Annotated in this window: 10 protein-coding genes; all 10 read right to left on the bottom strand. The window is 45.1% G+C overall.

The genetic code is table 11. From position 1 onward, the window contains the following. On the bottom strand, positions 1-3,354 hold a 3,354-nt coding region (locus tag N4310_RS04175), incomplete at its 3' end, for a GbpC/Spa domain-containing protein (RefSeq protein ID WP_262092178.1). A 226-nt stretch (positions 3,355-3,580) separates the two neighbouring features. Beyond that, positions 3,581-4,927, bottom strand: coding sequence for a PTS ascorbate transporter subunit IIC (locus N4310_RS04170; RefSeq protein WP_262092177.1), 1,347 nt, complete (start codon positions 4,925-4,927; stop codon positions 3,581-3,583). A 290-nt stretch (positions 4,928-5,217) separates the two neighbouring features. Continuing rightward, entirely contained in the window at positions 5,218-5,502 is a 285-nt protein-coding gene (locus tag N4310_RS04165; RefSeq protein ID WP_179924994.1) for a PTS sugar transporter subunit IIB, read from the bottom strand. Between the two features lies 1 nt (position 5,503). Next, positions 5,504-7,537, bottom strand: coding sequence for a BglG family transcription antiterminator (locus N4310_RS04160; RefSeq protein WP_262092175.1), 2,034 nt, complete (start codon positions 7,535-7,537; stop codon positions 5,504-5,506). Between the two features lie 156 nt (positions 7,538-7,693). Further along, complete coding sequence (locus N4310_RS04155) at positions 7,694-8,677, bottom strand: YeiH family protein (RefSeq protein WP_262092174.1); 984 nt, start codon at positions 8,675-8,677, stop codon at positions 7,694-7,696. Between the two features lie 53 nt (positions 8,678-8,730). Further along, positions 8,731-9,750, bottom strand: a complete 1,020-nt coding sequence (gene galE / locus N4310_RS04150) for a UDP-glucose 4-epimerase GalE (protein ID WP_262092173.1) — start codon at positions 9,748-9,750, stop codon at positions 8,731-8,733. Between the two features lie 17 nt (positions 9,751-9,767). Further along, complete coding sequence (locus N4310_RS04145; protein ID WP_262092172.1) at positions 9,768-10,550, bottom strand: tyrosine-protein kinase; 783 nt, start codon at positions 10,548-10,550, stop codon at positions 9,768-9,770. A 13-nt stretch (positions 10,551-10,563) separates the two neighbouring features. Beyond that, entirely contained in the window at positions 10,564-11,259 is a 696-nt protein-coding gene (locus N4310_RS04140) for a Wzz/FepE/Etk N-terminal domain-containing protein (RefSeq protein ID WP_179924989.1), read from the bottom strand. A gap of 8 nt (positions 11,260-11,267) precedes the next feature. After that, a complete protein-coding gene (gene cps4B, locus N4310_RS04135; RefSeq protein ID WP_179924988.1) occupies positions 11,268-11,999 on the bottom strand; it encodes a capsular polysaccharide biosynthesis protein Cps4B in 732 nt (243 codons plus the stop codon). Between the two features lie 2 nt (positions 12,000-12,001). Next, positions 12,002-13,453 (bottom strand): LCP family glycopolymer transferase CpsA, encoded by a 1,452-nt coding sequence (gene cpsA / locus N4310_RS04130; protein ID WP_262092171.1) that lies wholly within the window; start codon positions 13,451-13,453, stop codon positions 12,002-12,004. Positions 13,454-13,734: the final 281 nt, after the last annotated feature.

Raw genomic sequence — 13,734 nt, 5'->3', positions numbered from 1 at the left:
AACTCTACCAACAGCATTTTGTAATGGCTTGCTAATTTTGCGAATGGCATTTCCCATCGGTTTAATCACTCTGCTTTGTATATTTTTAAAGCCCTGTTTCATCGTTTTTGCAAGCTGTGCCGTTTTTTGTCTGCTTACTCTCACTTCCTTTTTCACCATAGATACAAACGATCTGCCAACTTTCCTTTGCCAGTTTTTTTGAATAGTTGCAAATCTCATAGAGACTCTATTTTTGATAGACTTAATTGTACTTTGAACTGGTTTGATAATATTCTTTTGAAGAAATTTACCTGTGTTGCTCACTATTCGTGTACTTATCTTACCTATAGCTTTTATAGGATTCTGAAGGGCACGATCAAAAGAATTTTCAAAAACAGTTTGATCAAGCAGAGCAAAATTTTCACCAATATGTTTAATACCACCTCGTCTAAAAATTCCATAAAGTCCTAACCCTAATCCCCCTAGAGTTAGGGTTGAGAGCAACATCTCACTTGCTAGATTAAGTTTTGCTGTTGTTTTATCAGAACCGTACACCTCATACAGTAATTGAGTTCGTTTGATTTCTAAATCTTGACTGTAATATTTAATAAGCCTTTCATCAAGCGGAAGATCCTTATATTTAGGATGTCGGGCTAGAATAATGGCATCCATATCCGATAAATAATCCTTCTCGCTTGTATAGGTCAATAGATCTCCCACCAAAGAATTTTGCTGCAACAAGATATTCCTTTTAACAGTATCACCATTGTTAAAAGCAGACCATAAAAAAGTTACTGGATTAGCCAATGGATTAATCACAGGCTGGACAGCTAGACGCTTAATGAGTATTGTATAATCAAATCTACCATTTTGTTTTTCCAGTGATGCTAAACCAGTCAACATATGTGGAAGGTCAAGTGGATAATTTCTATCTTCCACATCATTTCTATGAGTATCTGAAAGAGCTTGTAGAGCAAAACTGTCTTTGACTAGTGGTTGGGCAAGATAGATATTAAACAGTTTCTGAAGTTTATCCTTCTTATATGAACGGTAAGCAAGCGATTGAGCGATATCTCGATTATAAGCTGCCCAATCATTGGGATGTTTTTCCTTAGCCTTTACTCCTGTTTGTTGAATATAATCCAGGACAGCTTTCGTCTCCTTATCGTTAAAGCCTGTATTACTGCTAAACCAGTTCTTTTCTTGCCCCTTATTCTCTCCTTTAGATTTAGGCTTGTTTTCACCTGGTTTTGGAGCTTTCTGTTCCGGATTAGTTGCTGGTGAAGTAACTCTAGATGTAGGGGCGGCTTGATTTGCCCAACCAGATGCATAGCTTGGGTATATAACTGAAGCTGATGGGACATACGGTTGAGTATAACGAATTCCTTGGTATTGATTATAGTTGAAAGTAGGAGCTGGGTAAACTCTAGTATGGGCTGGATAAGATACTACAGGCCTAGTATTTGTAACAGGTCTGATAGGCTTTGGTGAAAGAGGTCTCTTCGTTGGTCTTGTAGGCTGAGTTACAGATATTGATGGAAGAGGTTTTTTATAACGAATTTGGTGTAAAAAGACAACTGGTGCTTTAGGGGCTGTTGGCTTGATAGCTGTAACAGTCAGTGGTGGGAGAGCTGGAATAATCTTTAGCTCTGGTTTTTTAGGTTGGACTGGTTGACTGACTGTAACATAGGCTGGTTCTTTAGGTTGGATGGGTTTTTTAGGAGCTTCTAGCTTTTTGGTGAGAAGCTCTGGTTTAACAGGGGCTACAGGTGGATTTCCAGGTTTTTCCCTCTGGATTAGCCCGCTGGCTTTAATATCTGCATTGACAGTAAACCATTGGCGGGATCGATCTCTTAGTCTGCTTGGATTAGCAGATTTTTGAATATCATTGGGGTTGTAGCGGATTCCGAAGGTAAAGGAGATCTCCCCTCCTGTCGCAAGTGCAACACCTGCCCCGTAATATTCATTGGAATGACCGGCTTGATCCCATTCAGAGCGATCAAATTTAGAACCATCGGCCTTGGAATTATTACTTCCTCTAGCAGCTACATAGCCATTTTCGCCGCTAACGGAAGAGCCTGTAATGGGGATAAAACTGAGATTAGCGTCCAATTGGACAAATTCCTGCTCCCCAAATTCAAAACTATTGTTGCGAGAGGCGAAGGATAAGAGGGCAGTTTTGTCTTTATCAAAGACGACAGGTGAACCATCTTCAAAAAAGTAGGTCATGGTTTGACGAATGGCAAAATCAACCTGCCCCTGATTATTGCCATGAGTTCCTACATAGATCGTTTTAGTAGGATCAGTGTAGATAAAGGCCGTGGCTTTGCCATCTTCCGCAAAGGTTGATAGCAGCTCATAGGTATAATCTAAACGAGTAATTTTTTGGCCATTGTAAGATGTATTGGCAAGATTGGTATAACTCACTCGAATTGGTTGATTCTTTTCAAGAATTAGACCATAACCATCTCCACTTCCAGCTGGTGTTCCGGAACCAACTCCTTTGAAAAGAGTAGCTTCCTTGGTTAGAGGGAGTTTGTCAATGGTTCCCGCAATCCCGTCAAGACCTGAACCAAAATCATGACTAGGGGCAATGAAGGATTTGACTCCTTCAAAATGAACCGTCGCATTGGGTTCCGATTTTGCAATGAGGTATTGGGCGTAAACTTGGCTGAGAAAACCATCTTTTTGGCTATCTGCTTGAGCTTTGGCAAGAGCTACTTGATAGGCTTTTTCAGCTTCTTGGTAGAGGCTTCGTTCTTTTTCGTACTGGGTTTGTTTTTCTTGGAAACGCTTCTGAGCCTGCTCTTGTTCCGTTTTTTCCTTTTGATAGTTTTGTTCTTTGACTTGATAGGCTGCCAACTCTTTTTCAAAGGTTGCCAGCTCAGTTTGGTAGTTTTCTTTTAGCTGCTTGTTGAGCGCTTCTTGTTGTTGATAGTTTTTAAGATCTGTTTGGTACTGAGCCTGTTCCTTTTCATAGGTGGCCAGTTCCTGTTGATACTGCGCCTGCGCAGCTACCTGTTCCTGTTTTCTCTGGTTTTGGGCTTCTTGATATTTTTCAATTTCTTTCAGGGCAATTTCATAGTTAGCTAAGTCTTTAGCGTACTGTTCTTTTTCAAGTGCGTATTGCTGGGTCGCTTCTTGTAATTCTTTGGTTTGTTGGTAATAAGCTTGATTGGCTTGACCAATTCTGGAGAAGGTCATTGGTTGTTCTTGAACTAAGATCACTCCTTCATCTTTTGCAGACTGAACCGCTGCATGATAGATTGTTTCAGGCGATAGGTGACCGAGTTGATTTTCTTGGGCTTGAACTTCTTCTGTAGCAATCAAGACTGGTGCTAGTAAGAGGCTGCTAGCAAGCAGGATTTTTTTCATTTCTTCTCCTTAAACTTTTCTTTTTCTACATCATTATAAATTTGTTGGTAAAATATACAAATTATTTTGCTTGCTAATTATTCCACAATATTCCATACAATAAAAGTAAAATATTTAGATACCGACTTTTTAGATAATTTTAAAAGCACTCGAACTGAAACATCCGAGTGCTTAATTGGATCAGCTGTTAAACTCTTTCTTTTCTATCACACAAACCCTCTTGTCTTTAGTCTGCCTTTTCTTCTTTTTTTAGAATGGATAAGGCAAACATCAGAGCTAGGACTGCAAAAATGCCGAGCGAGACAGCCAAGGTGCCACCATTTTTGGCAAGAACTCCTAAGAAAATACCGGAGAGGCCAAAATCGGCATCGGAGAAGGTGGAGCCGGCAAAGCCAAGGTCTCCCAACACCGGTAGGAGAAATACTGGTAGGAAGCTAATGAGAACGCCTTGGATAAAAGCACCAGCAATGGCTCCACGAACGCCTCCAGAAGCATTACCGATAACACCTGCCGTGGCTCCGCAGAAGAAATGAGGGACAACACCTGGGAGAATCACAACTCCCCCTGTCAAAGCTAGTACGATCATGCTCACAAGGCCACCTACAAAGCTCGAGATAAAGCCGATTAAAACAGCATTAGGAGCATAGGGATAGACAACTGGGCAGTCCAAGGCTGGTTTTGAGTTGGGCACTAGCTTTTCTGAAATACCTTTGAAGGCGGGGACAATTTCTGCTAGGATTAGGCGCACGCCAGCGAGAATGACAAAGACTCCTGCTGCAAAGGTTCCTCCTAAGGTCAAAGCATAGATCAGGCTGTTGGTTCCACCACTGAGATTTTCACGAATGTAATCACCGCCGGCAAACAAGGCCACAATCATATAAATTAGAGACATGGAAATAGCAATGCTGACAGTCGAATCCCGCAAGAAGGACAGGCCTTTAGGGAAATGAATGTCCTCGGTGGACTTTGATGAATCACCGACCCAGCCACCAATCACCCCACTTAACCAGTAGCCCAGTGAGCTGAAATGGCCTAGAGCCACTTGATTATTCCCCGTTAATTGCACCATATATTTTTGGACAAAGGCGGGAGCCAGGGTCATGATGATTCCTAGCGCCAGACCTCCCATCACAATGAGACCAACAGAGGTAAAACCTGCTACGCTCATAATCACGGCAATCATACACGCCATATAAAGTGTATGGTGACCGGTCAAGAAGATAGATTTGAAGCGGGTGAAGCGGGCAATGGCAATATTAAACACCATACCAAATAACATGATCAAAGAGGTGGCTGTCCCATATTTGTCCAAAGCCAGGGCCACAATCGCTTCATTGTTGGGCACAACCCCTTTCAGGTTAAAAGCTTGTTCAAACATCTGTCCAAAAGGTTCCAATGAACTTACAATAATATTTGCACCGCCCCCAACCACAATAAAACCAACAAAGGTTTTCAAACCACCCTTGATTAAATCGGCCAGTGGTTTTTTCTGCAGGGCCAGGCCTAAAATAGCAATCAGAGCCACCAAGATTGCCGGCGTTTTGGCAATATCAATCAGAAAATCCAGTATCATATTCTGTCTCCTTTAAGAATCTTCCTTGTACTACCCTTTCTACTTTATACTCTTTCTATTTTTCTTCACACATCGTTAGCTTCGACTTGCCTAACTTCAATTAGGCCTGCGTCTCGTTGCCTAGTTTGAATTCAAAATAGTTTGAGTGATGATTTTAGATTGTAAGTAGTATTAAATCCACACGTCGTTCGCGGCCACTTACCCAAGTTTCGGGCTACTGCCTCGTCTGGATTTAAAATCATTTGAGTATTGAAATGGAAGTAGCATGAGCAGCCTATGTCTCACACAGGTTACACCAAACCTTTTTCCTTACAAATAGCTGTAACTAGCTCTCGTAACTCATCCATGTCAATAATGCTGTCCAAGATGCGCACATCTCCTAAGTGAGTAGCTGAATCAGCTAGGTCGCGACCGACAATCCAAACATCGGCTTCGCTAGGATTTGCACCACCTAGATCATAGTGCTCCACCGAAACATCGGAGACTCCTAGGTCGCGTAAAATCGCTTCAATATTCATTTGCACCATAAAGCTTGAGCCTAGACCTGAACCACAGGCTGTTCCGATTCTTACCATATTACTGTTCCTCCTTTAATAAATCTTGAATATCCGCAAATTGCTGAGCACCAACAAGTTGGCTAATATTTTCTGGATTCCGCAAAATTTTTGTCAAATGCGAGAGGGCCCTCAGGTGGGTGTGATTGTCAATAGCTGCTATACAAATCAGCAGAGAAATAGGGTGCTTGGGATCATCTAAGAGATGCACAGGTTTGTCCAATACCAATAGGGACATCCCCAGTTCCTGCACCCCATCTTCAGGTCGAGCATGGGGGATGGCAATGCCTTTACCCAGGTCAATAAAGGGGCCAAACTCCTCTACTTTCCTAATCATGGCCTCGATATAGTGCGGTTGGATGGCTCCACTATCAAGCAGAGGTTGGGCCGCCAAGGCAATCGCTGCTTGCCATTCCAGTTCTTGTTCAGACCTTTGAAAGGTCTCTGCTGTTAGTAATTCTTCTAACATCGGACTCCTCCTTTGTTCTAATGAGCGTTGATTGAGAAACTGTACCAGTTCATATTTCAGGGGCTGCTCCTGATGAATGGTCGCATGTTGTCCAATCAACGCTAGGAGCTGCTCAATTTCCAGTGGAAAATAAGCGGCATTTGGAAAATAGCGATTGACCAATTGGAATAGCTCTTTTTTATGACTAGCAGTCATCACCTGTGATACAAGGAAAAAGGGCAAGTCCGTATCCACCTTAACCGTTCCAAAGACCATATCATACTGTTTCTCATCCACCGTCTCCCAGCCCTGTATTGAATAGGTGTCGGCAAAATAAATATTTGGGAATAGCTGTCGTAAATTTTCCTTCACAATCAGCGATGAACTAACTCCATTGGGGCAAACAACCAAGGCTTGGTAACGATGGGACGGTTGCTGAGCTGCTTCAAGGTAACCGCCAAAATGGATCACAAAATAAGAGACTTCACTATCCGGTATTTCAAAACCTAGCTGTTCTTCCAAAGGTCTCAAGGCTTTTTTTACAAGATAAAATAAATCTGCATGCTCTTCCTTAATGGTTTCCGTATACGAATTAACAGGGATTAAACGCGAGGTCAAGCGGTAGTAAGCTGGAATTAGATGGCGTTGTAAACCGGCAATCATCTCAGAACGCTGGTCAAAGGTGACTAGCGACAGGCGTTCCATCTCCTCCACGATTGCCAGGGTCAGCTGGTAGAAACGACCATCCTGAGCCTCCCCCTCCAAACATCCCTGCAACAAATGTGAGAGATAAGCTGCTGTTGCAGAATCCAGCTCTAACAGGCCCTTATTTCGGAAACACAAGACCTGCCACAATCGTTCTAGAAGAGCTGGCGCACCACCTTGACGAGGCTCAGAATCCCACGAGATAGAGGTTCTCGTCCGTTTCTGACGTAGGGTAAAAAAAATCAAAAAATAGAGATATTCATCGAGCTTCCCTTCCAAGGCTGACACTTGATAAGCCTGACAGGCTTGTTGGCTCACCACTTTCAATTCTTCCATCGGATTGTCTTGACCCCATGCTTGAAGGATATAATCCAGGGCCCAGACACCGATAGCGGATTGCAGACAATGACTAATTGCATAGAGGGCTAAGCGGTGCTTGTCTTCTTCACGCCCCAGCAAATGATAGCCTTGAGCCCTGCTATAGTCGAAGCCGACTTGAAAGTCCAAACAGAGATTTTTGACACTTTTAATGTCCGTTAGGGTGGTGTTGCGACTCACACTCAGTAGCTCTTGGTAGTCACTATTGGCGATAAAATCCCTTCGAATAAATGTGTAGAGGTAAATCAGAAGCTGTCTCTCCTCCTGTGACAAATAGATTTGTCGGCTCCGAAAAAGAGAAAAGACCTTTTCTTTTTGCGCATAGAGGTCTGGCGAAACCAGAAACTCAACTTCTCGGAAGTGGAGCTGAGGTAAGGAATGTTCCTGCAGCAGTTGATTCACCAACTCCAAATTAGACTGCAACTGATGCTTGTCAATACCTGTCTGAATACTTAATTCATACAGACTTTCTCGCTTCGTCGCAAATAGCTCCATCAGAACAGCTAGGGTGCGATTGTCAACCATGTCTTCCTCCTTATCTTCATTGTAACCCTTTTCATACTTGATTTCCAGAATCTTTGAGCCCAATTCAAGCACTGGGAAAAGACAAGCCCATTGGGCTCAACGTTCAAAAAGGAACAAATCCAGTAGAGACTTGCTCCTTTTCAATTTCTAAATAGCTTACAAGCCAAAGGCCCAAATTCCAACCATGGCGAGGACAAATTGGACCAGGCCGATGATCAGGATATAAGACCCGTAGGTCGGTGCATTTTTCATAAAGGTCCGCAGATCCAGTCTGAGGCCGATGGCAGCCAGGGCCAGCCATTCGAGCCAAGTCATCAACTGCTGAAGGCTGGAGGTGACCGGTGCTGGCAGGTCCAGCCAGGCATTGAGTAGACTGGCCAGGATAAAGCCGTAGAGATAGTAAGGGACCTTTTGTAAGGGATTGGCCGTCTTAGCTGGCGCCGTTATTTGTTCTTTTTTCCGAAATTCAAGGAAAAAGAGGACGGGAACCAGATAAAGAATGCGGGTCAGTTTAAAGAGCATGGCCAAGGGAAGGATGGCTGGGGAGAGCAGGTTAGCCGCGGCTGCCACCTGACCAACGGATTGCAGGCTACCGCCGATCAAAGCGGCCTGCTGTAGATCCTGGAAGCCTAGTAGGACAGCGGCGAGGGGAAAGAGGAACATGAGAAGAGTCCCCAGCAGATTAACCAAGACAATGGCCGTCCCCTTCTCCTGCTCAGAAGCCTGGGTCATGGGACTAAGCGCGCCAATCGCTGAGGAACCGCAAATCGCCGTTCCCCCAGCCAGGAGGGTCGCCGCATCCTGGGAAAAGCCGAGCTTCTGAGCCAGATGGTAACTAGCCAGGAGGGAGAGGAGAAACATGAGACTGACAAAAGCCAGGGAGGGCAGACCCATCTGCCCGAAATTTTTGGTATCCATGGTAAAGGCCAGAAGAATGATGGCGTACTCCAGAAAACGACTCTCTGCTAGTTTGGTACCTAGGCTCAATTGGGGAGAACGGAGGAGACTATTCCCGAGGAACATCCCCAAAAGAAGCGCAAGGGGGGCAACGCCAATTAGGGGCAGAAACTGAGCCAGACCTAAGGCCAGAAGGGTTACAAACAGGGCGGCCGCTAGGCCGGGTAAATACTTGTGTGACATAGAATCCTTTCTAAAGCAAGCTGGATCTGGACTACCTCTACAAACCCTATATTCTAGTCCTGAAAGCCCTGCGAATGTTGCTGCTGCCAGCTCCAAGCGTGGCGACACATGGCCTCCAGATCCAATTGGGCAGACCAGCCCAACTCTGTCTGGGCCTTACGGGGATCTGCATAGCAGCTGGCAATGTCGCCTGGGCGACGCGGATAGATTTTGTAGGGTAGATCGCGGCCGACAGCTCGGCTGAGAGCCTGGATCATTTCCAAAACAGAGTAGCCTTGACCAGTCCCCAAGTTATAGATGGATAGACCTGAACCTGGAGCCCATTTTTTCATGGCGGCAACATGGCCTCGGCTGAGATCGACCACGTGGATGTAGTCCCTGACACCAGTCCCATCAGGGGTATCATAGTCATTGCCGAAGACCCGAATGTGGTCGCGGAGACCACTGGCAACCTGGGTCATATACGGGACCAAATTATTGGGAATGCCTTGAGGATCTTCCCCAAGGCGACCACTGGGATGGGCCCCGATAGGGTTAAAATAGCGGAGGAGGACCAGGTTCCAAGTAGGATCCTGGGCATAGAGGTCACGGAGAATGTTCTCACCAATCAACTTGGTTCGACCATAGGGATTGGTCACGGACAGGGGAGCATCCTCCCCTAGGGGAAGATGGATGGGCTGGCCATAAACCGTTGCCGAAGAGCTAAAAATCAGGTTTTTACAGCCCTGCTCCTCCATGATTTCCAAGAGGCAGAGCAGGCCTACAAGATTGTTGTCATAGTAGGCTAGGGGTTGCTGGGTCGATTCCGCCACTGCCTTAAAACCGGCAAAATGGATCACTCCCGTCACCGGATGCTGGGAAAAGATCTGCTGCAACAAGTCCTTATCACGAACATCTCCTTCATATACAGGGAAAGCCTGGTTAGTCAATTCCTTGACTACTTCCAGGCTCTTAGGATATGAATGACTGTAATTATCTAGGACCACCAGCTTGTAACCAGCTTCCAATAGCTCTAGAACTGTATGGGAGCCAATATAACCAGCTCCACCTGTGACTAAAATCGTGTCTGCCATCCGCTATCCCCCTTATTTTATTTTTTATCGCGGTTTCGACGAGAGCGACTACGTTCTTCCTTGTCTTTCTTTTTCTCTTTTTTCTTCTTCTCTTCACGGATTTTTTTGCCGTAATTTCCATAATCCCCATAAGAACCGTAGGCTCCGTAAGAACCGTAACGTTCCATGCTGGTATCAACCTTGTTGAGGATCACTCCAAGGAAAGGAGTTCCTGTTTGCTCCAACTGTTCCACCGCTTTTTCAACAGCGCGGCGTTTGTTAGAACCGGACTCAACTACCAAAACGGTCGCATCACCTTGTTGGGTAATAATGGCCGCATCGATAACCAAACCAATCGGTGGAGTATCGATGATGATGTAATCGTAATACTTACGAAGGATATCAATCATCTTGTTAAAATTCTGACTTTGCAAGAGTCCTGTTGGGTTAGGGGACACAGGACCTGCTTGGATCACGTAAAGATTTTCAATATCGGTATCACAGAGACCTTCAGACAGATCATTTTTTCCGGTTAGGTAGTCTGTCAAGCCCGTGATTTTATCGCGGGTTGAAAAGACACCGGACATGACACTATTGCGGATATCGGCATCCACCAAAAGCGTTTGGTAGCCTGAACGGGCAAAGGCAATGGCCAAGTTAACAGAAGTCGTCGACTTCCCTTCACCAGATTGAACAGAGCTAATTGAAATAACATCAATGCCGTCTCCACTCAACTGGATATTTGTCCGCAAAGCATTATAGAATTCTTCGGTTTTTTCAGCGTCTTCCCGACGGGCCCGATTTAATTTTAATGTTGGCATGCAGTTCCCTCTCTTACTTTAGTTTTGAAAATTCTGGCACCACACCCAAAAGCGGTAAACCCATCATTTCTTCGACATCTTCTGGTCGTTTTACACGGTCATCCATAATTTCTGCGACCAACACAATCATCACCATCAAGGCTCCACCCGCAACAAAACCAAGTAGAACATTCCGACGGATGTTTGGCGAAACCGGCTGGCTATTCACCTGACCCTCTTCCAAGGTAGTTACATCCGAAACTTTGGTAACCTCGATAATCTTATCGGCAGCAGCTTGGCGGACACCATTAACGATTCGCGCTGCTTCTTCTGCAGATTCATCTTGAACACTAATTGACACAATCCGCGTATCTGCTGGAACTGTGACATTGATTTTTGACGTCAATTGGGACGTGCTCAAATCCAATTCAAGATTGGACACAACACGGTTCATCACGTCTTGAGACAGGATGATTTCTTTATAGTCCTTTACCAAGTAGGTACCGGCCTGCAAATCTTGGTTGGTCAAACCAGGATTGTCTTGCTGCTGGCGGTTCACCACGTAGATCCGCGTTGTACTTTGGTACATCGGCGTTGCCACATAGAGGCTATAGCCCAAGGCCAAAATTGCTGTCAAAAGGGAGAAGAAGAGGACCAAGAATTTCCGTTTCCAGACCGTCCGCAAGAGACTGAGGACATCTACTTCCACTTGATTATGTTGCTTTTTCATAAGTTCTCCTAAATAATTTCATCTTCTAGTAATAATTCCTGATTGGTGATAAAAAGCCGATGGGCTCTCTCCAAGCCATAGGTTTTCCGAATAATTTTATAGGCCTGGTCCATATAAGGGGGACGTTTATCCAGATTGTGCATATCGCTTGCGACAAAGTGGACCAGGTCTTGGTCCAAAAAGAAGCGAGCCCGTTTTTTCATGAATTTATACTTGTCGCCAAAGAGCTTGGGCGGAAGCACGGATGAGGAATTAATCTGCATGTAGCAGCCCATCTTGATTAGCTCCTTCACCTTGGCTGCATCCATATCCAGGGCATGGTAGCGCTCAATGTGGGCCACCACTGGGGTAATCCCCAGCTGGAGCACAGCCGAGAGGGCCTTATGGATGTCCCGGTAGGGGGTGTCCATGCTAAATTCGATTAGGGCATAACCAGTCCCACCTAGAGTTGGTAAGGCCTGCTCTTCTAATTTTCGCAAAGCATCGGAATTAAAATAAATCTCAGCACCATAGAGAATGGAAAAATTGGGACCAATCTCAGATTCAAGAGCTTTGACTTTTTGAAAGTTTTCCGCAAATTTTTCCTCTGTTGTATCAAAGAGGGCCTTGCGGCGGTGAGAGGTGGCGATGACGGTGCGCACGCCTTGGCGGTAAGATTCTTCCAAGAGCGCTCGGGTATCCTCCAGGGTTTGAGCACCATCATCCACATCAAAAATAATATGTGAATGAATATCAATCATATTTATTGTCCCTCCAAAATAGATTGAATGTTGGCCTTGGTCGCTGCCAGGCTTTCTGGATTCACTTCCATCACATACAGTTGGGACCCTGGCATGGCGTAGGATGGCTTATCCATGCTACCAGTTCCTTCCAGAGCTTGAGAGGAAATCTGGTACTGCCCTGCCGATTCCAGCTGGCTGTTGATCAGCGCCATCATGGTCTCCAAACTCATATCGGTCTGAATGGAATCTTGAAGTCCTTGGATGATTTGTGGATAATTCTTGAGAGCGTCGGTCGACATCAGCTTCCGAAGGACTGCGGTAATGACCTTCTCTTGGTTCTTACCGCGATCATTATCGCCTCCTTGAAGACCATAACGTTCCCGCACAAAGGCTAGGGCTTTTTCAGAATCGAGATGAACCGTGCCGACTGGGAAGTCGTACTGGCCATGTAAGCTGGTAAAGGCTTGGTCATTTTCAACATCCACCCCACCGACTAGGTCGATCAGTTTGAGGAAAGAGGTGAAGTTCAACCGCACATAGTAATTAATCGGCGTCTCATAGAGGTTTTCCAAGGTGTGAATGGAGGCATCGACTCCATAAATACCTGCATGGGTTAATTTATCCGGCTGGTTATTACCACCGTCGGCAATCGGTACATAGGCATCTCGAGGCGTTGTTGTCAACAGGATTTTTTGACTCTCGCGGTTGACAGTCATCAAAATGTTGACATCAGACCGAGAAACAGAGGTAATCGGACCGTAGGTATCAATCCCACTGACATAGATAGTAAAGGCCTGGGCCTTAGGATCCTGACGACCGGTTTCCAACTTCCGCCGTACCTGGTAGGTATGAAGGGGACGTAAACCTTCGCCAAAGTTTGGAAACTCGCTCTCGATGGTGTCTGCAAAAATGCTGTTAATGACGATGGCTTGCGCCTGTCCTTCTTTTAGCTGCTTATAGGCATCCACATAGGAGCTGGAGCTTTCAAACTGGGGATTCACTTGTTTATTCGTAGTTAAATCCTCTTGAAGCTTGGCCAAATTATCTTTATCCGTCTCCATAGGAGCAAGGATTTTCTCAACCTGGCTCAAGTCCTGAAGATCGCTGTCCTTGGGCACATAAACCGTCAGCTCATACTCAGTATAATTGGCCTGATGATTGAGGCGGGAGGAAAGGCCTACCAGTTGTTGCACCCCAATCGCGCCCACACCGGCAACCAAAAGGCTAAGTACCAAGATAATGGTCACCCAAACACGCGCCGGGAAACGCAATAAGATCCAACCCAAAATTCCTAGAACCACCAAAGCCACTAGGGATAGGATCACATTCAGATTATAAACGGCTAAAATACCATAACGAAAGAGACTGTAAACCAAATAGACGGATAACAGCAAACTTAATCCCCAGAGGATCCAGTTTACAATCTTTAAAACGGGATTGGAATCAACCCGAGCTCTTCTACTTCTTGACATCTTTTCCTCAACAAAACACTGGCCTTGCCCAGTTTTTACTTTTTCATATGTTTGATGCTCTCCGAAAATATTCGCTCACTTGTCGCCGGATTCTAATTTTCATGAAGCAATCGCCACTATATCTCTCATATTATACCACAAATCCTGAATTGTTCCCCTTTGAGACTAAAAAAGAGCCCTGAAAAGGACTCTTTTCAAGAGCTCCCCGAGTTTATCAGTTTAAAAAAGACAAAGGATAGCTAACCCCTTGTGTACCAAGGAGTTTGGCCATCCTTTTTGAT

Source organism: Streptococcus danieliae (assembly GCF_025447695.1).
Classification (GTDB): Bacteria; Bacillota; Bacilli; order Lactobacillales; family Streptococcaceae; genus Streptococcus; species Streptococcus danieliae.
The sequence above is the reverse complement of the archived record's forward strand: the minus strand, read 5'-3'. Positions and strand labels throughout refer to the sequence as shown.

Excerpts from the sequence above, each read along its gene's own strand:
- N4310_RS04170 (WP_262092177.1), bottom strand. The coding sequence starts at position 4,927 with ATGATACTGGATTTTCTGATTGATATTGCCAAAACGCCGGCAATCTTG.
- N4310_RS04165 (WP_179924994.1), bottom strand. The coding sequence starts at position 5,502 with ATGGTAAGAATCGGAACAGCCTGTGGTTCAGGTCTAGGCTCAAGCTTT.
- N4310_RS04160 (WP_262092175.1), bottom strand. The coding sequence starts at position 7,537 with ATGGTTGACAATCGCACCCTAGCTGTTCTGATGGAGCTATTTGCGACG.
- N4310_RS04155 (WP_262092174.1), bottom strand. The coding sequence starts at position 8,677 with ATGTCACACAAGTATTTACCCGGCCTAGCGGCCGCCCTGTTTGTAACC.
- galE (WP_262092173.1), bottom strand. The coding sequence starts at position 9,750 with ATGGCAGACACGATTTTAGTCACAGGTGGAGCTGGTTATATTGGCTCC.
- N4310_RS04145 (WP_262092172.1), bottom strand. The coding sequence starts at position 10,550 with ATGCCAACATTAAAATTAAATCGGGCCCGTCGGGAAGACGCTGAAAAA.
- N4310_RS04140 (WP_179924989.1), bottom strand. The coding sequence starts at position 11,259 with ATGAAAAAGCAACATAATCAAGTGGAAGTAGATGTCCTCAGTCTCTTG.
- cps4B (WP_179924988.1), bottom strand. The coding sequence starts at position 11,999 with ATGATTGATATTCATTCACATATTATTTTTGATGTGGATGATGGTGCT.
- cpsA (WP_262092171.1), bottom strand. The coding sequence starts at position 13,453 with ATGTCAAGAAGTAGAAGAGCTCGGGTTGATTCCAATCCCGTTTTAAAG.